19 protein-coding genes are annotated in these 20,167 nt (G+C 60.4%); 5 read left to right on the top strand and 14 right to left on the bottom strand.

Features of this window, described 5'->3' with window-relative positions:
• The first annotated feature begins 90 nt into the window (after positions 1 to 90).
• Entirely contained in the window at positions 91 to 828 is a 738-nt protein-coding gene (locus BUE38_RS12180; RefSeq protein WP_073435503.1) for a glutamine amidotransferase-related protein, read from the top strand.
• Positions 829 to 866: 38 nt separating this feature from the next.
• On the opposite strand, the gene BUE38_RS12175 is transcribed toward BUE38_RS12180, so the two are convergent.
• Positions 867 to 3,041: a heavy metal translocating P-type ATPase gene (locus BUE38_RS12175; RefSeq protein WP_073435502.1), complete on the bottom strand. Its 2,175-nt coding sequence runs from the start codon at positions 3,039 to 3,041 to the stop codon at positions 867 to 869.
• Between the two features lie 116 nt (positions 3,042 to 3,157).
• Here BUE38_RS12175 and cadR point away from each other — a divergent pair, with 116 nt between their 5' ends.
• Positions 3,158 to 3,607, top strand: coding sequence for a Cd(II)/Pb(II)-responsive transcriptional regulator (cadR, locus tag BUE38_RS12170; protein WP_073435501.1), 450 nt, complete (start codon positions 3,158 to 3,160; stop codon positions 3,605 to 3,607).
• 18 nt (positions 3,608 to 3,625) lie between these two features.
• On the opposite strand, the gene msrA is transcribed toward cadR, so the two are convergent.
• The 8 genes from msrA to BUE38_RS12130 form a co-directional block, all read right to left on the bottom strand.
• Positions 3,626 to 4,126 carry a peptide-methionine (S)-S-oxide reductase MsrA gene (gene msrA, locus BUE38_RS12165; RefSeq protein WP_073435500.1) on the bottom strand — a complete coding sequence of 167 codons (501 nt, stop codon included), beginning with the start codon at positions 4,124 to 4,126 and terminating at the stop codon, positions 3,626 to 3,628.
• Positions 4,127 to 4,128: 2 nt separating this feature from the next.
• A complete protein-coding gene (gene msrB / locus BUE38_RS12160) occupies positions 4,129 to 4,575 on the bottom strand; it encodes a peptide-methionine (R)-S-oxide reductase MsrB (protein ID WP_073435499.1) in 447 nt (148 codons plus the stop codon).
• A 274-nt stretch (positions 4,576 to 4,849) separates the two neighbouring features.
• Positions 4,850 to 5,620 (bottom strand): transporter substrate-binding domain-containing protein, encoded by a 771-nt coding sequence (locus BUE38_RS12155; protein ID WP_073435498.1) that lies wholly within the window; start codon positions 5,618 to 5,620, stop codon positions 4,850 to 4,852.
• A gap of 160 nt (positions 5,621 to 5,780) precedes the next feature.
• Positions 5,781 to 6,509, bottom strand: a complete 729-nt coding sequence (locus BUE38_RS12150; protein ID WP_073435497.1) for an ABC transporter permease — start codon at positions 6,507 to 6,509, stop codon at positions 5,781 to 5,783.
• The gene (locus BUE38_RS12145; protein ID WP_073435496.1) at positions 6,509 to 7,216 is read right to left on the bottom strand and encodes an ABC transporter permease; all 708 of its coding nucleotides are present in this window, start codon (positions 7,214 to 7,216) and stop codon (positions 6,509 to 6,511) included. The genes BUE38_RS12150 and BUE38_RS12145 overlap by 1 nt, the downstream gene beginning before the upstream one ends.
• Positions 7,217 to 7,236: 20 nt before the next feature.
• Complete coding sequence (locus BUE38_RS12140) at positions 7,237 to 8,007, bottom strand: ABC transporter ATP-binding protein (protein WP_073435495.1); 771 nt, start codon at positions 8,005 to 8,007, stop codon at positions 7,237 to 7,239.
• 245 nt (positions 8,008 to 8,252) lie between these two features.
• Complete coding sequence (locus BUE38_RS12135; protein ID WP_073435494.1) at positions 8,253 to 9,260, bottom strand: succinylglutamate desuccinylase; 1,008 nt, start codon at positions 9,258 to 9,260, stop codon at positions 8,253 to 8,255.
• Positions 9,261 to 9,537: 277 nt separating this feature from the next.
• Positions 9,538 to 10,557, bottom strand: coding sequence for an SMP-30/gluconolactonase/LRE family protein (locus BUE38_RS12130; RefSeq protein ID WP_073435493.1), 1,020 nt, complete (start codon positions 10,555 to 10,557; stop codon positions 9,538 to 9,540).
• A gap of 163 nt (positions 10,558 to 10,720) precedes the next feature.
• On the opposite strand from BUE38_RS12130, the gene BUE38_RS12125 reads away from it, so the two are divergent.
• Positions 10,721 to 11,644, top strand: a complete 924-nt coding sequence (locus BUE38_RS12125) for a class I SAM-dependent methyltransferase (RefSeq protein WP_234986937.1) — start codon at positions 10,721 to 10,723, stop codon at positions 11,642 to 11,644.
• Between the two features lie 272 nt (positions 11,645 to 11,916).
• On the opposite strand, the gene BUE38_RS12120 is transcribed toward BUE38_RS12125, so the two are convergent.
• Positions 11,917 to 12,996 carry a tartrate dehydrogenase gene (locus tag BUE38_RS12120; protein ID WP_073435492.1) on the bottom strand — a complete coding sequence of 360 codons (1,080 nt, stop codon included), beginning with the start codon at positions 12,994 to 12,996 and terminating at the stop codon, positions 11,917 to 11,919.
• Between the two features lie 178 nt (positions 12,997 to 13,174).
• Between BUE38_RS12120 and BUE38_RS12115 the strand changes: the two genes are divergently transcribed.
• Both BUE38_RS12115 and BUE38_RS12110 read left to right on the top strand, forming a co-directional pair.
• Complete coding sequence (locus BUE38_RS12115) at positions 13,175 to 14,083, top strand: LysR family transcriptional regulator (protein WP_073435491.1); 909 nt, start codon at positions 13,175 to 13,177, stop codon at positions 14,081 to 14,083.
• A 214-nt stretch (positions 14,084 to 14,297) separates the two neighbouring features.
• Complete coding sequence (locus tag BUE38_RS12110; RefSeq protein ID WP_073435490.1) at positions 14,298 to 15,623, top strand: glycosyltransferase; 1,326 nt, start codon at positions 14,298 to 14,300, stop codon at positions 15,621 to 15,623.
• A gap of 134 nt (positions 15,624 to 15,757) precedes the next feature.
• Here BUE38_RS12110 and BUE38_RS12105 read toward each other — a convergent pair whose 3' ends face one another.
• The 4 genes from BUE38_RS12105 to BUE38_RS12090 form a co-directional block, all read right to left on the bottom strand.
• Positions 15,758 to 16,519: a TVP38/TMEM64 family protein gene (locus BUE38_RS12105; RefSeq protein ID WP_073435489.1), complete on the bottom strand. Its 762-nt coding sequence runs from the start codon at positions 16,517 to 16,519 to the stop codon at positions 15,758 to 15,760.
• 37 nt (positions 16,520 to 16,556) lie between these two features.
• A complete protein-coding gene (locus BUE38_RS12100; protein WP_073435488.1) occupies positions 16,557 to 17,369 on the bottom strand; it encodes a M90 family metallopeptidase in 813 nt (270 codons plus the stop codon).
• A gap of 3 nt (positions 17,370 to 17,372) precedes the next feature.
• Positions 17,373 to 18,947, bottom strand: a complete 1,575-nt coding sequence (locus BUE38_RS12095) for a carbon-nitrogen hydrolase family protein (RefSeq protein ID WP_073435487.1) — start codon at positions 18,945 to 18,947, stop codon at positions 17,373 to 17,375.
• 145 nt (positions 18,948 to 19,092) lie between these two features.
• On the bottom strand, positions 19,093 to 19,998 hold the full coding sequence (locus tag BUE38_RS12090; protein WP_073435486.1) for a DMT family transporter: 906 nt from the start codon (positions 19,996 to 19,998) through the stop codon (positions 19,093 to 19,095).
• Between the last annotated feature and the right edge of the window lie 169 nt (positions 19,999 to 20,167).

Genomic DNA, 20,167 nt, shown 5'->3' with positions numbered 1-20,167 from the left:
AAGATTGCCATAACGGCGTGTTGCAAGTGCAAGGGGTGATTGGTGTGGGTCGTCGGCGAACGTGCTGACCATTGAGGCCGGGAGACAGGCATGCGAATTGGATTGCTGCAGTGTGATGATGTTGCCGAGGAACTGCGCGAGCGCCATGGCAACTATCCGCAGATGTTTGCCGAGTTACTGGAGCGACCGGCAGCCGAGCAGGGCATCGAACTGCAATGGCGGGTGTGGCGCTGCCTGGATGGCGATATACCCGATGATATCGAGGCCGTGGACGCCTGGCTGACCACCGGCTCGAAGTTCGGTGTCAACGATGGCCATGCCTGGGTTGCGCGGCTTGAGGACTTCGTGTGTGATCTGTGGCAGGCCGGCAAGCCGCTGGTCGGTATCTGCTTCGGTCATCAGCTTATTGCCCGAGCCCTCGGGGGCGAGGTGATCAAGAGCCCAAAGGGCTGGGGTGTGGGGGTTTCGTTCAATCAGGTCAGTGAACAGACCGATTGGATGACACCAGCCAGCAACGGTCTTGATCTACTGGTCAGCCACCAGGATCAGGTGATCAGGTTGCCCCCCGATAGCCGTGTGCTGGGGGGGAGCCCGTTCTGCCCCAACTATCTCTTTCAGATGGGCGAGTGCTTCCTTGGCGTCCAGGGACATCCGGAGTTCCGTCCTGAATATTCCCGTGACCTGATGGAACTGCGCCGTGAGCTGGTCGGCGAGGCCAGAGTCCGCGAAGGCCTGACCTCGCTTACAGCACCTATCGACGATGATGTCATGGCGCGGTGGATATTGAGCTTTATGCGTCAGGCCATGGCCGGACGGGTTGCGGGTTAGGCTCGGGCCGTGATTCAGACCTGAGCAGTGGATTGGATTCAACGGGCCGTGCGCAGAATCCGTAGTCCATTTCCGACCACCAGCAGGCTGGCACCCATATCGGCGAAGACTGCCATCCACAGCGTGGCGTGGCCGGTCAGGGCGAGGGTCAGGAACACGACCTTGATGCCGATGGCCAGGCTGATGTTCTGGACCAACAGGCGCCGGGTCTCGCGTGACAGCTCCACCAGTCGCGCCAGCTTGCCGAGATCGTCATCCATCAAGGCCACGTCGGCGGTCTCGATGGCGACATCGCTGCCCGCAACCCCCATGGCAATGCCAAGATCGGCGCGTGCCAGCGCCGGTGCGTCGTTGATGCCATCGCCGACCATGGCGGTGGGCGCCTGGCGCGTCAGTTTCTCGAGATGCTGTAGCTTGTCCTCGGGCAGCAGTTCACCGTGGGCTTCATCGATGTTCAACTGTTCGGCGATTGCCTGCACACGCGGCTTGCTGTCGCCGCTCAGGATGCTGACCTTGAGTCCCAGTTCATGCAGACGGTCAATGGCTGCCTGACTGGTGGAACGCAGGCTGTCGCTGACCTGGAAGGTGGCCAGTACTTGCTCACCGCGGCCCAGCCAGAGCGGTGCCTGAGTGGTTTGCTCATCCACCTGTGCGCCATACTCGCGGGCCATACGGGCATTGCCCAACCAGACGGTCTGTCCCTCATGGGTGGCGATCATGCCGCGCCCCCCGCGCTCCTCGATACCTTCAAGGTCGCTCAGCGGTGTGCCCTGCAGATGTTCGGCGACGGCTCTTGATATGGGGTGGTTGGAACTGCTGGCCAGCGATAGCGCCAGGCTGGCGCATTGCTCGACGCTCAGGGAGCCGGTGGCCTGCCAGTCACTGACTTTGGGGCGACCGATGGTCAGGGTGCCGGTCTTGTCGAGTACCACCTGTTTCAGACGCTGGGCCTGCTCCAGATAAGCCCCGCCCTTGATCAGAATCCCCTGGCGCGCCGCCGCGGCGAGGCCGCTGACGATGGTGACCGGCGTTGAGATGACCAGTGCACAGGGGCAGGCGATGACCAACAACACCAGAGCACGATAGACACCATCCAACCAGGGGCCCAGGCCCAGCAATGGCCAGGCGATGGCAGTGGCCAGGGCAAGGATGAAAACACCGGGGGTATAGATGGCCGCGAAGCGGTCGATCAGGCGCTGGGTCGGTGCACGGCTCGCCTGGGCCTGTTCCACGGCGTGGATGATACGCGCCAGGGTGGTATCCGACGCCACACGGGTTGCCCGATATTCCATATCACCGTTCAGGTTGATACTGCCGGCATGGACCTGGTCGCCGGGTTGCTTGTCGCGGGGTAGACTTTCCCCGGTGATGGCCGACTCATCCAGAGAGGGATGGCCGCGGGTAATTTCACCGTCCAGTGCCAGTCGTTCTCCAGCGCGGGCACGCAGCAGATCGCCGGGTTGAACGAGCTCGGCCGCGACTTCACGCCACTCGCCATTCTGCTGTTGCACCCGGGCGCGTGGTGGTGCCAGATCGAGTAGTCCGCGAATGGCCTGACGCGCGCGGTGTAGTGAGCGTGCTTCGACATGCTCAGAGATGGTGAACAGCACAATCACCATGGCGGCCTCGGCCCAGTGGCCGATCAGCAGCGCACCGGTGACGGCAACACTCATCAACGCATTGATATTAAGGCTTCCCTGACGCAAGGCAATGAAGCCCTTGCGCCAGGTGTCGAGCCCGACCAGCGCAATGGCGCAGAGGGCCAGCGCCGCCAGTACCCACTGCGGCACATTTCCGCCCCAGTTGAGCACCTCGGCGGCCACGGCCATGGCGCCGGCAATGGCCAGCCTTGTCCATGGGATGGAGGACTGCTGAGGTGCTGTCTGCTGGTCGTGTTGTGTGCGTGGGCTCATGCCAAGTTGACGAATACGTGCCATGGCATCGGCGGTATCAATGCCGTCATGCAGGATCTCGAGTCGGCGTTCCATGAACTGGAAACGCAGCTCGACGAGGCCCGGCATGTCTTCAAGAGCCTTGCGCAACTGGCGTTCCTCGCTCGGGCAGCAGAGCTCGTCAATGATCAGAACCAGTCGCTGGCTGTTCACCTGGGGTGCTGGCTCGGATGCAGTAGAGGCCTGTGATGAACAGCATCCACCGCAGGAGCCTACTGTCGAGTCGGTATGCGCCTCGGAATGTGAAGTCTGACTGGCCATGATTCTTCTCCATTTGCATTGGCTGTGCTGATGAAACACTCTGTAGTTACTACAGAGTCAAGCCCCCATGCGAGATAGATGAAGAGAAACAAGATGGATGGAGCGAGGTGAGACAGATGAAGATTGGAGAGCTGGCCAGCCGTACCGGATGCGCGGTGGAAACGCTGCGCTACTACGAAAGGGAAGGGCTGCTGCCGGAGCCGGCGCGAAGTGCCGGGAATTATCGCCTTTACAGCGTCGAGCACGCTGAGCGGGTAGCGTTCATCCGCCATTGTCGTGCCCTCGATATGACGCTGGATGAGGTGCGCACGCTGCTCGAGTTGCACGATCGTCCCGATCAGCCCTGTGATGAGGCCAACACGTTGATCGAGGCGCACCTTCAGCACGTCGCGTTGCGGATTGACCAGTTGCAGCGCCTCGAGCACCAGCTTATCGCTTTGCGCCAGCGTTGTACGGGAAGGGGAACTACGGCGGAATGTGGCATCCTGCAGGAGCTGGCGCAGCCGGTGAAGGAAGCTGCTGCACCAGCGCCGCATGTGCCGGGGACTCATGACATGAGAGGTTGAGCAGAGCCCCGGCAATTTTCAGTGGCTGGATGGCAACACCCAGTCCTTGCGCGGGAAGTGACAGGTGTAGCCATTGGGCAGACGCTGCAGGTAGTCCTGATGCTCGGGTTCGGCCTCCCAGAAGTCACCTACCGGCTCGACCTCGGTGACGACCTTGCCTGGCCACAGGCCGGAGGCATCGACGTCCTTGATGGTGCGTAGTGCCTCTTCCTTCTGAGCCTCGTCGACATAGTAGATCGCCGAACGGTAGGACATTCCCCGGTCATTGCCCTGGCGGTTGACCGTGGTCGGGTCGTGAATCTGGAAGAAGTATTCCAGCAGGCGACGGTAGCTGATGACCTCGGGATCGAAAATGATCTCGATGCCTTCGGCGTGAGTGCCATGGTGGCGATAGGTGGCATTGGGCACATCACCGCCGGTATAGCCGACACGGGTTCCCTCCACACCGGGCAATTGGCGAATCAGGTCCTGCATGCCCCAGAAGCATCCACCTGCCAGTACTGCTCGCTCGTGTGCCATGGTCAAACCTCCTCGACTTGATTCAGATACTCGCCGTAGCCTTCGGCTTCCATTTCGTCGCGATGGATAAAGCGCAGCGAGGCAGAGTTGATACAGTAGCGTAAACCGCCCTGCTCCCGAGGCCCATCGGGAAACACATGGCCCAGGTGGCTGTCCCCATGGGTCGAGCGCACTTCAGTACGCACCATACCATGCGAGGTATCGGTCAGGTCATTGATGTGAGCGGGCTCGATGGGTTTGGTGAAGCTTGGCCAGCCACAGCCCGATTCATACTTGTCCGAGGACGCAAACAACGGTTCGCCGGAGACGATATCAACATAGATGCCGGGCTCGTTGTTGTGCAGATACTTTCCCGTGCCGGCACGCTCTGTGCCGGACTCCTGGGTGACACGGTACTGCTCCTGGTCAAGGCGGGCAATCGCTTCAGGGGATTTCTCGTAGCGCTTCATGGGCTCTCCTCATTCCATCGGTGGAAACGACTCGGTGGAAACGGCAGGGAGGAATGCTGCTCCTCGTGGGACAATGGTTAGTGTCCCGGGAAGAGAATTCCTTACACCTTGGGAGAATATCCTGCTCTGGATGGGTATTTCAGTTGTTTTGAGTATCTGAGTACAGCGGCATGGCAGAAACTCGAGCGTTATTGCAGATGCTCAATCGGGGGGAGGGGCTGGCGGGGCAGGGAGTCGGCCTCCGGCAAGTTCAAGATGCCAGAGGCCGAAGACGTTACTCTTCGCCGAAGTATCGGTTGAAGATCTCGTCGTAGGTACCGTTTTCCTTCAGCGCGGCGAGCGCCTGGTTGAAGGCATCGGCCAGGTCCTGATCACGCTGGCGGAAGGCGATACCGAAGCCGTCTCCAAAGTACTCCTTGGGCTCGGTGATCTGCTCACCTACCACCTTGTACTCGCCGGAATCGCTGTCGAGCAGGGTGGACTTGCCGACCGGGTAGTCGAGGAAGCCGATATCGACACGGTCGGCATCCATGTCGAGGACCAGGTCGTCGGCGGTGCCGTAACGCTTCACATCGGCCACGTCGCCGTACAGATCGGTGACATAGTTGTCCTGCAGGGTGCCGCGCTGGACACCAATGGTCAGGCCTTCGAGGCTGGCGGTATCCGGCGTTTCCATGTCGAGATCGGTCGGAGCGAACCAGGCGGAAGGCGGCGTGAAGTAGGGCTCGCTGAACAGTACGTGTTCGCGGCGCTCATCGTTGATGGTCATCGACGACATGATGGCGTCGTATTTGCGCGCGGCGAGGCCGGGAATGATGCCGTCCCATGCCTGCACGACCCATTCACACTGGATGCCGATCTCGGCACACATGGCGTTGCCCAGGTCGATATCGAAACCGGTCAGTTCGCCTTCAGCGGTGCGGTACTCCATGGGCTCATAGGGAACATCGACGCCGATGCGAATGTCGCGAACCTCTGCCTGGGCAGTGGATGCGAGGAGAGCGGTACCGAGTAGGCCTGCGGTGAAAACCTTGCGTAATGTCATGTGGGTAGGATCCCTTGTTGTTGATGGAGCGTCGGTGGGACGCAACCCATCCACCATAGCGAATGGGTCTGCCCTGCGGAAGAGGAAGACCAGCGCTGTCGGTTGCTGATTTCCAACGGTTGTTTGACGTTGAACTCGCTGACGTTCATGGATGGTGGCTTCATTCGCCGGCGGGGCGTAGGTGGGCCAGCAGGCGTTTTTCGAGATAGCGGAACAGATACAGGATCGCGAAAGTCAGGCACAGATAGATGCAGGCTACCCACAGATAGGGCTCGAAAGCTGAATAGGTGCGGGCAACGATAAAGCGTGCAGCGCCGGTCAGATCCATGATGGTGACGATACTGGCCACAGCGCTGGCGTGAAGCATGAAGATCACCTCATTGCCGTAGGCCGGCAGGGCGCGACGGAAGGCGCTGGGCAGCACGATGCGCCGCATGCGTAACCAGTAGCCCATGCCGTAGGCCTTGGCCGCCTCGATCTCGCCACGGGGGGTATTCTTGATCGCGCCACGGAAGATCTCGGTAGTGTAGGCCGCCGTATTGAGGGTAAATGCCACGAGAGCCCAGACATGGGCCCTGTCGATATATTCCCAGTATTGCCAGTCCCTTAGCGCATCGATGCTGGGTAGCCCGTAATAGATCAAGTAGAGCTGGACCAGCAGCGGTGTACCGCGGAATACATAGGTGTAGGCATAGATCGGCAGGCTGATCCAGCGACGCTTCGAACTGCGTCCGATGGCCAGCGGGACCGCCAGGAACAGGCCGATCACCAGCGAGGCAAATACCAGTTGTACGGTGGTGACCAGACCTTCCCCGTAGCGAGCCAGATTATCCGCGGAGAGAACGGTGTGGTCGGTCAGTGCGGCCTGCAGGGTAGTTAACCATTCCATCAGTCCTCTCCTCCCACAAAGCCTGTGTCATAGCGTTCCTGCAGGCGGCTGAACCCCCACTCGGAAACACTGGCGATGGCCAGATAGACCAGCGCGACGATGCCCAGGAACAGGAAGGGCTGATCGGTCTGTTTGGAGGCCTCCTCAGCAACACGCACCATGTCGGTCAGGCCGATTACCGAGACCAGCGCGGTGGTCTTGAGCAGGACCATCCAGTTGTTGGAAAGCCCCGGCAGGGCATGGCGCATCATCTGCGGGAAGCGGATGCGACGAAATACCTGGCCGTGGTTCATGCCGTAGGCACGTCCGGCTTCGATCTGGCCTCGATCCACGGCAAGAAAGGCGCCGCGGAAGGTTTCGCCCATATAGGCACCGAAGATCAGTCCAATAGTGACCACGCCAGCCACAAAGGAGTTGATCTCGATGTACAGATCCCATCCATAGAGTTCGTAGAGCAGATCGGTGATCATGTTGAGGCCGATCTGGGCACCAAAGAACAGCAGAAACATCATCACCAGATCCGGGACACCGCGGATGATGGTGGTGTAGAGCGTGGCGATCCCGTGTATCAGGCGGTTGCGTGACATCTTGGCACTGGCGGTGAGCAGGCCCAGCAGCAGCGACAGCAGCAGCGACAGCAATGCCACTGCGATGGTCAGCATGGCGCCCTCGAACAGGCGAGGACCGTATTGCATCAGGTCGGTCATGGCAGTCTCCTTGCCGCGAATCAGCGATTGGGGGCGAGGAATTGCTTGAGGCGCGGAGAGCTCGGATTACCCAATACCTGATCGGGCGGTCCGGCTTCCTCGACCTCTCCCTGGTGCAGGTAGATCACCTGACTGGAGACATCGTGGGCGAAGGCCATCTCATGGGTCACCACGATCATGGTGCGGCCTTCCTCGGCCAGGTCGCGCATGACCTTGAGCACATCCCCGACCAGCTCGGGGTCAAGGGCCGAAGTGGGTTCGTCGAAAAGCATCACTTCCGGATCCATGGCCAGGGCTCGGGCGATGGCTCCACGCTGCTGCTGGCCACCAGACATCTGGGCCGGATAGTAGTGGGCGCGTTCGGCGAGGCCAACGCGGTCCAGCAGCTCCATGGCATGCTGTACGGCAACCGCTTTCGGTTTGCCCAGCACCTGAATCGGGGCCTCAATGACGTTCTCCAACAGCGTCATGTGCGACCATAGATTGAAATTCTGAAACACCATCGACAGTTTGGCGCGCATGCGCACCACCTGCTTCCAGTCGGAGGGTTCGTAGCCGTGGCGGGTCTGCTTGAAGGTGATCGGTTCACCATGAACGATGATATCGCCGGAGTCTGGCTGCTCCAGCAGGTTCATGCAGCGCAGGAAGGTACTCTTTCCCGAGCCGGACGAGCCAATCAGGGTGATGACATCGCCCTTGCGGGCTTCCAGCGACAGTCCCTTGAGAACATGGTTATCGCCGAAACTCTTGTGGATATTGCGCACTTCCAGCGGAATAGGGGTATCAGCCATGAATCGGGCTCCAGATCAGATCGGTTCACGGGAGAGTGAACCGTCAAGCGCAGGCTGGCGCGAAAAGGGGGGGATTCTATCAGGCTTGTCGCGGTGCAACACCGCGACACCGGAAGCGGCTAATTAGACTTTCGTATAGTCCTTGCGTTTCTGCGTGCATGGTTTATCTCCAACTTGTTGTTATTAATAAATGTTATAAATTTGTACTTTTCGTAATGGAATGTGTAACGGTCGGTGGGTATGCATCAGGTAGTTTCTGATGATATCTGCGTCATGAGCTGTGTCGGCTTCACCAACAGCGCGGCGCGGGCACCGAGTTCCACTCTGGCATTGGGAAACACCACTCGCAGAGGGGTTTCGCCCACCACCGTGGGACCTGCGGAAGCATCCTCGGCGATCGTCTCTCCGCAACCAAACTCGGTGAAATTGGGTATGTCGTCGGCGAAACACAGACGGAAGGCCTCGCTTTCGCGGAACACCTCGACGGCGACCTGGAAGCCGGCCATTTTCCGGCCATCGCCTGCTTCGGGTTGGCGACCAGCCATCAAGGCATCCAGCAGGGCGCCCATGGCCGCCAGACTGCCGAGATCATTGTGGCCGAAAGGCAGCGCCTTGCCGAGTTCGAAGGTAAAGGCTTGGGCCTGATGGTAATGCTTGCTGTAGTGGGAGAACGTCCAGCTATGCTGATGCTGCTTGAGCGCCGCCTGAATACCGGCGCCGGCCAGCCAGTGCCACTGTTGCTCCTCGGTGCGCGATTCCGCAAACGGATCAACGACGAAGCGTGGGTACTGGCTGTCCCGAATCGCCGTGTGTAGATCGTAGTGCAGCCGGGGCAGGTCGGTGTGTCGGTCGTAGAAGCGATCCACCGCTGTCATCAATTCCCGGGCGCGTTCGGCCTCTGCTCCCTGCTGTTCGAGGTCGCGACGGAACAGGCGGTTCAGGTTGGTCTCGACGAAGCGGGTATTGCGGCGAATGGCCTCGAGGTTACCGAGAATCACCAGCAGCGGTGCGCCGAGCCGGTTCACGCCAGCCTCCAGGCGCGCCAGGCATTCACCCAGCAGTTCGATGGGGGCGGTCTCGTTGCCGTGGATACCGACCGACAGTACAACGGCTCTGGCATCGTCACTGAGCTGATCGGGCGTCAGAGAAAGAATGCCGGAACCTTCGATACTGTAGCGGCCTCCGGGGATTGTCCCCTGCAGCGAGTTCGGTTGGCCCTGGTCGAGGCTGACGGTCAGCCAATCAGCAAGCATGGCGACCTCTCGAATGGGATGCCGGTAGCATGTCCTTCACTGTCTACGTCCTTCGCTGTCCGCGCTCTTCACTGTCATTAGCGTGTCTCCTGATCATGCAGGTGTTGTGTGGCCGGGTGCTATGTAGCGCCAAGCCTTCATGTTGGAGGATCACCATCCAGCGAGAATACGCTGGCTGCAAGCGAGAGCGTCGGACTGTTGAAAACCATCGGTGAGAAAATGAAAGGCTCGACGGCAGGACCGTCGAGCGCAATCGGAGACAGGGAAGGAAGGGAAGTCAGGCGCCACGGGTGTTGGTGTAGAGGGTGTAGATGGACTGGCTGGCCGTCATCAGTAGGCGATTGCGGTCCTCGCCAACGAAACACACATTGGCGCAGACCTCCGGCAACAGGATACGCCCGATCAATGTGCCGTCCGGAGCGAATATCGTCACCCCATCCCGGCCTTCTCCTCCCGAGGTACCTGCCCAGATGTTGCCATCCTGGTCGCAGGTAAGCCCGTCATAGCCTTCTTCGCGGCTTTCCACGATGCGCGTCGGATCGGTCAATGACCTGCCGTCATCGCCAAGGGTGAAGCGAGTAATGGTCGCAGGCTCATCGGGGTGGTGGGAGGGCGCAGTATCCGCGATATAGACGCTGCGCTTGTCCGGCCCCAGGGCAATACCATTGGGCTTGAACAACTCGGTGGTCAGTGGCTGGGGCTCGGCCATGCCGTCTTCCCAGTAGTAGACCGTAGTATCCAGTTCCAGCTCGCGAACCGCTCCCTCATACTCGAAGTGGGCACCATAGCCAGGGTCGGTGAAGATGATGCCGCCACTGTCCAGGCAGATCAGGTCATTGGGCGCATTGAGCGGCTTGCCGTCGTAGCTTTCGGCAAGCACGTCGAGACTACCGTCCCACTCGTAACGCACGACCCGGGCGGGGGAGTGCTCACAGGCCACCAGGCGCCCCTGGCTGTCAAAGGCATTGCCGTTGGAATGACCCACCTTGTGGCGCAGGATGCTGACTTCCCCGCTTGCCTCGTCCCAGCGCATCTGTAGTGCACGGGGTATATCACTGAATACCGCATAGCGCCCCACGGCATTCCAGGCGGGACCTTCGAGCCACAGTCCGCCTGTCCATTGACGCTCCAGAGGAGTGTTGAACAGCACATACTTCTGGAAACGCTCATCGATCACCTGCCAGGCATTATCCGGATAGCGTGATGGGGCACCGGCGTGAGCGAACAGGTTCGGGGCCGCCGCCGCAGCACCCAGGGCGGCGGAAGCGGCGAGGAACTGGCGTCTTGCAAGGGACATGACACTATCCTTCTACTGGTGGAGTGACAGGTATCTGAACGTCTCTTCAAGATATGTGTTATCCACGATTCTGTATGTTATACATTTTGACGATGGTGCCGGCTATCCTGGTCCGTCGATACCATGAGACCAACAACGGATAGCCATCCATGGGAGCAGCTTGGTGACGAATGAGTTGAACAGAGGCAACAGGCATGGGGCTGATGCTCTGGTCGGGCACTATGCCTGCGCAGGTGAATCGGACACTGGTGCACTGGGGGCTGTGCCATCATTGAAGGAACGACTGCGTCAGGCGTTCACGGAGGCGAGTATCGACCCCGATCAGTTGACACCGGCGCAGATGGCGGGCCTCGACCAGTTGCACCTGGGGGGACGCGGTGCCAGTTACCGCCTGCTGGAGTTGGGTGAGCTGTCGGGCGTCACGCGGATGCTGGATGTGGGGTGTGGCACTGGTGGAGCCAGTCGCCTGCTGGCGCAGGCGTTGGGCTGCAAGGTGGTGGGCGTCGATATTATTCCGGCCTTCATTGATGTGGCACGTTGGCTGAGCCAGGCTTGCGGCCTCTCGACGCAAACGGATTTCCTGTGTGCCGACGCCGCCGAACTGCCGTTGGCATCTGACTCCATCGAGGCGCTGTGGTGTCAGCACGCCCTGCTCAACATGCCTGACCGGGACGCAGTACTGAATGAGTGGCGGCGAGTGTTGATACCCGGAGGGCTGGTACTGCTGCATGAAGTCGTGGCCGGAACGAACCCGGAGCCCCTGAGTCTGCCGGTGCCCTGGGCTCGACAGCCCGAGCACAGTCATCTCGAGTCGCGACAGGCACTGGAGCAACGCCTGCAGCATGCCGGTTTCCGCCAGTTGAGGCTGATCGATGTCACCGAACAGGCCCTGTCCTGGCGACGTCATCATGGACGGCGAGAGCAGCAGGCCGCGGCTATCGAGGAAGTGGAACTGCCCGGCGCCCAGCTGTTGTTCGGAGATGACTTCACCACCATGGGACGCAATCTGCAGGCCAACCTGGCCAATGATCGCGTCCGGGTGATCCAGGGGGTATGGAGGAGGGCCGTGCCCTCCAGCCACGAGTGATGAGCTACGAGCATGGACCACAGCCACGAGCAGCGAGCTACGAGCACGCTACGCTCGAGCCCGAACCCCGAACCCCGAACCCCGAGACAAGGCGCGTAATCATCAGGTTGGCACTGGGTAGCTCGCCACTCGTTGCTCGTGTCTCGTGTCTCGAAGCTGGGTCCATCAGGTTGGCACTGGACAGCTCGTGACTCGCAGCTCGAATCTCGAGGCTGGGTTTGTCTGTGACCCACGGGGCGCCACTGACCTGCTCGAAGCTCGAAGCTCGCAGCTTACAGCCGCCCCTCAATCCGCTCACTGATGGCCTGACCGAGACTGGCGGTATTGCCGTGGCCACCGACGTCCGGTGTGAGAATACTGCTGTCGGCTTCCTCGAGGACCGTTTCGATGGCGGCGAGAATGGCGTCGCCGGCGTCCTTGTGGCCCAGGTGTTCCAGCATCATGGCGCCGGACCAGATCTGGCCAATGGGGTTGGCGATGCCCTTGCCGGCGATATCCGGGGCGCTGCCATGCACCGGCTCGAACAGGCTGGGGAACTTGCCTTCCGGGTTGATGTTGGCCGAGGGCGCTACGCCAATGGTGCCGGTGCAGGCCGGGCCGAGGTCGGAGAGGATGTCGCCGAACAGGTTGCTGGCCACCACCACATCGAACCAGTCAGGGTGCATGACAAAGTTGGCGGTCAGGATGTCGATATGGAACTTGTCGACGCTCACCTCCGGGTACTGTTCGGCCATCTCTGCAACACGCTTGTCCCACCAGGGCATGGTGATGGCGATGCCGTTGGATTTGGTTGCCGAGGTCAGCTTTCTGCGGGGGCGAGTCTGCGCCAGTTCGAAGGCGTACTTGAGTACCCGGTCGACACCATGGCGGGTCATCACGGTTTCCTGAATCACCACTTCACGCTCGGTGCCCTCGAACATGGTGCCGCCGACGCTGGAATATTCCCCTTCGGTGTTCTCGCGCACCACATAGAAATCGATATCGCCGGGAACTCGACCCGCCAGAGGGCTCTTGATGCCCGGCAGCAGGCGGCAGGGCCGCAGATTGACGTACTGGTCGAATTCTCGACGGAACTTGAGCAGCGAGCCCCACAGCGAGATATGATCCGGCACCTTTTCCGGCCAGCCGATGGCGCCATAGTAGATGGCGTCGAAGTCGATCAGCATGTCGCGCCAGTCATCCGGCAGCATCTTGCCGTGCTCCAGATAGTAGTCACAGCAGGCGAAATCGAAGTGGGTCAGTTCGATATCGATATTGAAGCGACGCGCTGCGGCTTCCAGAGCGCGTACCCCTTCGGGCATGACTTCGGTGCCGATACCGTCGCCGGCCAGTACTGCGATGTGATATGCCATTGATGGACTCCTGAGGCCGTTTCGGCCAGCCGTTGTTGAATCGTTCGAGTGTTGGGATCACTCGAGTGCTGGGATCATTCGAGCGACTGAAGACGACGCTGGAGAGCAGTCTAGCGCTTTACCAGAGGGCGATAATCAAGCTAGGGTTCAAATCATTGTTTCTCATGAGTGGATAATAATGGCATCGCTCGATGATCTGGCCTTCTTCCGTCAGCTGGCCAGGGCCGGCAATCTCACCGCCACGGCGCGAGAGCTGGGGCTGTCTGTCTCGGCGGTGAGTAAACGTCTCAAGCAGTTGGAGACGCGACTTGGCGTGGAGCTGGCGACGCGAACGACGCGTCGCTTGACGCTGACAGCCGAGGGCGAGCGCTATCTGACACGGGGCAGTGAACTGCTGGAGGAACTCGCTGAATTGGAAGAGGGGCTTGGTGAGGATAGTGAGGCCCTTGCCGGACCGCTGCGTATCAACGCGACCTTTGGCTTCGGGCGACGTCATATCGCGCCACTGTTATCAGAATTCTGCCGACAGCATCCGGCGATCGAAGCCTCCCTGGAGTTGTCCAATTTCCCCGAGCCTCTGGTGGATGGCGTGGACCTGGGAATTCGAGTCGGACAGCCTCCGGACTCGCGTCTGGTAGCGAGGCGCCTGGTGGTCAACCGCCGTGTGCTGTGTGCCGCGCCAGACTATCTCGAGCGTTACTCGGCACCAGTGGTTCCTCAGGAGCTGGCACGCCATGCCTGCCTGGTGCTGCGCGAGAATGACAGTGACTATACTCAGTGGAGATTCGTCAATGCTGATACGCAGGAGGAGGTCTCGGTCAAGATTTCCGGTCACCTGGCGAGCAATGACGGGGAAGTGATCAAGCAACTGGCGCTTGATGGTCACGGTCTGATGCTGCGTTCCTCATGGGATGTGCAGGAGGAGTTGGCGGAGGGCCGTTTGCAGGCACTGTTGCCGGGCTGGCGCGGGGTACGCGCTGACTTCTTTGCCGTTTATCCCCAGCGGCGCCATATTCCTGCTCGGCTACGAGGTTTTGTGGACTTTCTGGTGGCGGGACTGGACGAGCGCGTACATACGGTGTCGTGAATTGATGAGAACTTTACGGATTCATGCACCCTGGTGCAGCCTTTATCGTGTGGGCACAGAACTCTCGTTAGAGCGATGGGCGAGTTTGATTGCCGGGTGTATGATCCGCGGACAAACGCCGTAACCCGTAATCGAGCCATGGCCTGAATGGCCACCAGTCTCATGTTGATTGCGGTGAACGGCCCATTTCCAGCACGAGGAGACCAGCACGACCGTGAATGTGTTGATGTTTACCAACACCTACCTGCCGATCGTCGGTGGGGTCAGCGAGTCGGTTCAGCGTCTCAAGCAGCAGCTGCAGCAGGCGGGCCACCAGGTACTGGTGGTGGCTCCACGCCTGGAAGGACAGCCCAGGCATGAGCGTGATGTGGTCCGAGTCGCGGCGGTGCAACAGTTCAATGGTAGCGACTTCTCGATACCGGTGCCGATTCCCGGCCAACTGTTCGATGCCATCGAGGCCTTCGAACCGGATATCGTCCATTCGCACCATCCGTTTCTGCTCGGCGATACCGCAGCTCGAGCAGCAGATACCTATGGCCTGCCGCTGGTCTTTACCCATCATACGCTCTACGAGCATTACACCCATTATGTGCCCGGCGATTCGCCGCGCATGCAGCGCTTTGCAGTTGCTCTGGCGACACAGTACACCTGGCTTTGCGACGAGGTCATTGCGCCCAGCGAGAGCATTCGCGACCTGCTGGCGGCACGTGCGGCCAATCCGGATGTGTCGGTGGTCCCCAGCGGTGTCGATACCGAGAGATTTGCCATCGGGGATCGTCTCCGCTGGCGTCAACAACTGGGCATTCCCGAACAGGCGCGTGTGGTCGGGCATCTGGGACGACTGGCTCGGGAAAAGAATCTGGCATTTCTTGCCGAAGCGGTATGTGAGGCGCTTCAGCAGGATGAGCAGAGCTGGTGGTTGGTGGTAGGGCAAGGTGAGGCCATGGCCGAGATAAAGGATATCGCGTCCCACCATGGTGTCGCCGAGCGGGTATGTTTCGCTGGCCGCCTCCAGGGGCAGGATGTCATTGATGCCTACCATGCTATGGATGTCTTCGCCTTTGCCTCCTGCAGTGAAACCCAGGGTATGGTTGTTGCCGAGGCCATGGCCGCGGGACTTCCAGTGGTAGCGCTGGAGGCTCCCGGTGTGCGAGAGGTGGTCGAGGATGGATGCAATGGTCGTCTACTGCAGCACCCCGACTCCGGGGCCTTTGCCCGGGCGTTGCTGGAGTGCATGAGTGGCGCGAGCAGGATGGCAATGAGCGAGGCCGCGCTGGCAACTGCTGCAATGTACGACGAAGCGCGTTGTGCTCAACGTTGCCTGCATGTCTACCGGCTGGCTGTTGCCCGCGGTGGTCCCTTCACCCATGCCGATGATGGTGGCTGGGACCGCGTGCGCAGTCGTCTCGGTGCCGAGTGGCATATGATCTGCCATCGTGGTCGTCTGCTGCGGCACCTGGTACGTGAGCAGTGGCGCGAAGAGCGCCCCTCCTGGTGGCCCGGAAAGCGAGAGGATGAAACCGAGCTGCATGAGGAGTGAGGGAAGACGCCGGATGCTCAAGACCTCGCGTCACCCGGGAGGCCGGTCCCGGGGAGACTGGAATCGAGGGGCTTGTATCAAGTTTCTGACATCAATCTTCTGACATCAAGATCCTGGCACCAAAACGCAGCCGGCTACCGGCCATCAGCCCTGTGGGTGGCATCATCCGCCAGGCTGGCACGATTACCCGGGTTGGCACTATTACGTCGTCGCTTGCGCCGGTCTGCCCACAGTTTGAGCGCGCCGAGCACCGCCACACCTGCCACCAGCCCTCCGAGGGCATAGAAGATATCGCTACCGCTGTCGGCGGTGATCAGCTCTCCCAGTTGGCTACCCAACAGGGTAACTCCCGCGAGCCCCGGCACGATACCGATGACCGAGCCAATCATGTAGTCGCCGAAGCGCAGGTGGAAAGCGCCCGCCATCATGTTGGTCAGGGTAAAGGGGGCCAGCGGCAGGAGGTTGACCAGCGTCATGGTGCGAATGCCGCGACCCGACAGGTACCGCGACAGGCCGTGCAACCGTTTGCCGCCATAGCGCAGCAGGGCGTCTCGACCGATCCAGCGCCCGACCCACCAGTTCAGCACCGAAGCACTCAAGGTGCCTGCCAGGGCGTAGGCAAAACCCCACCAGGGGCCGAAGATCAGGCCGGTCGCCGCCACCAGCAGGCTGAGAGGGAACATCACCAGCGATAGCCCGGCATAGATCAGCATTACCACCAGCACTGCCCAAGGGGCGTCGCGCCAGGCCAGGCTGCCTTTCGCCAGGGCCAGCAGGGTATCCACGGTCAGCACATCATGCATGGCCAGCCACTGCCACATGCCTCCCAGGACCACCAGACTCAGCAACACTGCGGCGGGAATCATCCAGCGCCTGGTTCTCAAGGGAAATGCCATCACAGAACCTGCCATGAAGAGCGCGGGGAACTGGCCGTCATGAAGTCTCACTCACGTTGGTATTCCACCAGCCATCCGGTGTCTGGTGGAAGTAGCGACACAGTAGCGAGTACAGGCCCGGCCAGGCCTCACGCAATTGATGGGGGGCGGTGAAGAAGGCCTCACAGCACACCGAGAAGCATTCGCCAGGGTGACTGGCGGCATAGTCGTCGATGGGAGTGGGCTGACCGCTGGCGATTCGCTCATGGAGGTCTTCCCAGGTGGCCATGAACTCGCGATACCAGTCCTGGGGGGCAATATCCGACGGGAGGGGTGGAAAGCCATCGGCGTCCACCGAATTGCCCATATCCAGCTTGTGAGCGAATTCATGAATCACCACATTGAAACCATCCAGGCCGCCACTGGCAATGACTTCCGACAGTGCCAGTACGACGGGGCCCTGGTGGAAGGTCTCGCCGGCTCGTTCATCGATGAAGTGATGTACGACGCCGGCCTCATCAACTTCCTCTACCTCGCGGCTGAAGGCCCCGGGCAGGATCAGGATCTCGCGGACATTGGCCAGCGCCTCATGGTGCTCGTGATCACTCCAGCCCAAGGTCAGTAGACAGGCCTGGGCGGCAATCGCCAGACGTTGAGTATCATCCAGCGTCTCGGGATCAAGCTCGTTGTGCAGGCTCAGACGCTTGTCATGCAGAAACTGCCAGGCGCGCCGACCGAGGCGTGATTGTTGGTGTTCGGGAAGTATTTCCAGCAATGGATAACGCTGACAGGCCTGACGCCAGGTGGCGTCAGGGAATGGATGGCGGGCATCGAAGCGTTGTGACCGCCAGCGCTTGAATCGAGACAGCATCGGTCAGGCGTCTTCCGTATCCAGTGACCCCAGCCTGTGTGACCAGTCGCGCAGGCGCAGATCGAACAGATCCTTGCGGCGGTCCTTGAGGTTGGTCACCGAGCCTTCGTTGCGCACGACTGTCAGTCGCGACAGGTCGAGGTCGGAGAACATGATCATCTCGGTATTCGGCGTGGTTTCGGCCATCACCGCATCATGGGGGAAGGCAAAGTCGGACGGCGAGAAGACCGAGGACTGGGCGTATTGAATGTCGAGGTTATCGATTGATGGCACGTTGCCCACACTGCCGCACAGCACGACGTAGCACTCATTCTCGATGGCGCGGGCCTGGGCGCAGTGTCTTACGCGCAGATAACCGTTCTTGGTATCGGTCCAGAAGGGCACGAACAGCAGATCCATGTCCTGGTCGGCAAGTAGTCTGCCCAGCTCGGGGAACTCGACGTCGTAGCAGATCAGAATACCGATACGTCCGGCATCAGTGTCGAAGACCTGTAGATCATCACCTCCTTCGATGATCCATTCGCGCCGCTCCTGCGGCGTGATGTGCAGCTTGGCCTGGCGTTCGATGCTGCCATCGCGGTGACACAGGTAGGCGACGTTGTAGAGTCGACCTTCTTCCCCTTCCTCGATCATCGAGCCGGCGATGATGTTGATGTTGTAGGCCACCGCCATACGCGACATCTCGGTCTTGAAGCGTTCGGTGAACTCTGCCAGGAAACGGATCGCGGTGAGCGGGTCCTGTTGATGGGCACGCTCCTGCAGGCCCATCAAGGGCGCGTTGAACAGCTCCGGGAAGACTGCGAAGTCACTCTGGTAGTCCGCCAGGGCATCGACAAAGTACTCGACCTGCTGCAGCACCGCCTCGACGGAGGCGAATTCGCGCATCTGCCACTGCACCGCACCGACACGCACTTGAGTCGGGCGGCTCTCGAGCATCAGCTCCGCCGGCTCGTAGAGGATGTTGTTCCATTCGAGCAGCGTCGCGAAGCCCTGGGATTTTTCGTCCTCGGGCAGGTACTTGCGCAACAGGCGCTTGACCTGGAAGTCGTTGGACAACTGGAACGACAGGATCGGGTCGTGCAGCTCCTTGCGGGACACCTTGTCGATATACTCAGTGGGCGACATCTCATCGGCCACATTGTGGTACTCGGGGATGCGCCCGCCAGCCAGAATGGCCTTGAGGTTGAGCTGGCGACAGACTTCCTTGCGCGCCTCATAGAGCCGTCGGCCCAGGCGGTAGCCGCGGTACTCCGGATCAATCAGTACATCGATGCCGTACATGGCATCACCATCGGCAGTGTTCTGGATGGTCTCGCGATGGCCGATCAGGTCATCGTAGCGATGTGGGTTGGAGAACTGTTCGTAATCAACCTGTGCCGTCAGGGCCACGCCGACGACCTTGTTATCGTCCTCGATGACGATCTGCCCATCGGGGAATTCGTTTATCAGCCGGTCGATGGTCAGCTTCGGCCAGGCGCCGCCGATGTCATGGTAGACCCGGTCCATCAACTGCTTGAGTTGTGGGTAGTCCTCGGGGGCCAGGTTGCGAAGGTTGAGCTGAAGATCTTCGAGCGGCATGGGAGAGAATTCCTCCTTCAGGGGACCGAAAAGTCTACCATGATCCTCTGACGAGGCTGGAAAACAGAGTGTACGCCGCCACTTTGGCAAAGTGGATGGGGCGGAAGCAACAAGGGTCACCTGAACGAGCTATTCGGCACAGCTATCATTCAGCACAGGAATGGGTCGGCGATCGTGTCAGTGGACGATTGACCAACTGTGCCAGCAGGACACCACACAGCACCAGCACACCACCGCTCAGGTGATGGGCCGCTAGACGTTCGTCCAGCCACAGCATGGCGATCAAGGCACTGAATACTGGCATCAGGTTGATGAAAATACTCGAGCGGCTGGCACCGAGGTGCCGAATGGCGGTCATCCATAGGTAGGTGGTAATGATCGAAGCTGGAATACCGGCATACAGGATAAGGCCGATATTGGCCGAACTGATGGGCGTCATCGGTCCCGACAGGTAACCCGGCAACAGCAGCAGTGTCGCAAAGACTGCCTGCATGTACAGCATGACCCAGGGAGAAAGGGGCATGGCCCAGCGCTTGAGCATCACGCCATACAGGGCGTAGCAGATCGCTGCCACCACCATCAGGCCGTCCCCACTGGCCACCTCCAGGCGGCTCATGGCACCGAGGTTGCCTCGACTGAGCAGCCACAGCACGCCTGCCAGCGCCACGATCCCGCCGATGATACCACCCCAGGTAGGGGCCTCACGCAGCACCAGAGCACTGATCAGAATGGTCAACAGTGGAACCATCGCTGCCAGAATCCCCATGTTGGTGGCACTGGTAGTCGCGGCTGCCATATAGGCCAGTCCCTGCCAAAGGGCCATGCCGAGTAGCCCCAGAATGGCCAGCCGCCACCACTGACGGCGAACCTCACGGCGCTCCTGCCAGACTCGAGGTAGCACGAAAGGCGTCAACACCAGCAGGGCCAGTACCCAACGCAGAAAGGCGATACTGCTCGGCGCAATGGTATCTACCGCCAACTGGTTGATGGTCATGTTGCCGGACCAGATCAGCACCGCACCAAGCGGTGCCAGTAGCGCAAGAGGAGGCATGAGACATCCCTGTAGCCATGATGGAAGCAGAAGCCATCATACGGGACCCCAGCCACGAGCGGCGAGCTTCGAGTACGCTACGCTCGAGCATGGACCCCAGCTACGAGCTGCGAGCTTCGAGTACGCTACGCTCGAGCATGGACCCCAGCTACGAGCGACGAGCTACGAG

The organism is Halomonas cupida, assembly GCF_900142755.1.
Lineage (GTDB): Bacteria > Pseudomonadota > Gammaproteobacteria > Pseudomonadales > Halomonadaceae > Halomonas > Halomonas cupida.
Note: the sequence above shows the minus strand (reverse complement) of the source record. Positions and strands in the feature narration are given on the sequence as shown.

Bases quoted from the DNA above. Each gene is read 5' to 3' on its own strand.
- BUE38_RS12155 (WP_073435498.1), bottom strand. From the start codon at position 5,620: ATGACATTACGCAAGGTTTTCACCGCAGGCCTACTCGGTACCGCTCTC.
- cadR (WP_073435501.1), top strand. From the start codon at position 3,158: ATGAAGATTGGAGAGCTGGCCAGCCGTACCGGATGCGCGGTGGAAACG.
- BUE38_RS12130 (WP_073435493.1), bottom strand. From the start codon at position 10,557: ATGTCCCTTGCAAGACGCCAGTTCCTCGCCGCTTCCGCCGCCCTGGGT.
- BUE38_RS12175 (WP_073435502.1), bottom strand. From the start codon at position 3,041: ATGGCCAGTCAGACTTCACATTCCGAGGCGCATACCGACTCGACAGTA.
- BUE38_RS12100 (WP_073435488.1), bottom strand. From the start codon at position 17,369: ATGCTGTCTCGATTCAAGCGCTGGCGGTCACAACGCTTCGATGCCCGC.
- BUE38_RS12150 (WP_073435497.1), bottom strand. From the start codon at position 6,509: ATGGAATGGTTAACTACCCTGCAGGCCGCACTGACCGACCACACCGTT.
- BUE38_RS12135 (WP_073435494.1), bottom strand. From the start codon at position 9,260: ATGCTTGCTGATTGGCTGACCGTCAGCCTCGACCAGGGCCAACCGAAC.
- BUE38_RS12180 (WP_073435503.1), top strand. From the start codon at position 91: ATGCGAATTGGATTGCTGCAGTGTGATGATGTTGCCGAGGAACTGCGC.
- msrA (WP_073435500.1), bottom strand. From the start codon at position 4,126: ATGGCACACGAGCGAGCAGTACTGGCAGGTGGATGCTTCTGGGGCATG.
- BUE38_RS12140 (WP_073435495.1), bottom strand. From the start codon at position 8,007: ATGGCTGATACCCCTATTCCGCTGGAAGTGCGCAATATCCACAAGAGT.
- BUE38_RS12095 (WP_073435487.1), bottom strand. From the start codon at position 18,947: ATGCCGCTCGAAGATCTTCAGCTCAACCTTCGCAACCTGGCCCCCGAG.
- BUE38_RS12115 (WP_073435491.1), top strand. From the start codon at position 13,175: ATGGCATCGCTCGATGATCTGGCCTTCTTCCGTCAGCTGGCCAGGGCC.
- BUE38_RS12090 (WP_073435486.1), bottom strand. From the start codon at position 19,998: ATGCCTCCTCTTGCGCTACTGGCACCGCTTGGTGCGGTGCTGATCTGG.
- BUE38_RS12105 (WP_073435489.1), bottom strand. From the start codon at position 16,519: ATGGCATTTCCCTTGAGAACCAGGCGCTGGATGATTCCCGCCGCAGTG.
- BUE38_RS12145 (WP_073435496.1), bottom strand. From the start codon at position 7,216: ATGACCGACCTGATGCAATACGGTCCTCGCCTGTTCGAGGGCGCCATG.
- msrB (WP_073435499.1), bottom strand. From the start codon at position 4,575: ATGAAGCGCTACGAGAAATCCCCTGAAGCGATTGCCCGCCTTGACCAG.
- BUE38_RS12120 (WP_073435492.1), bottom strand. From the start codon at position 12,996: ATGGCATATCACATCGCAGTACTGGCCGGCGACGGTATCGGCACCGAA.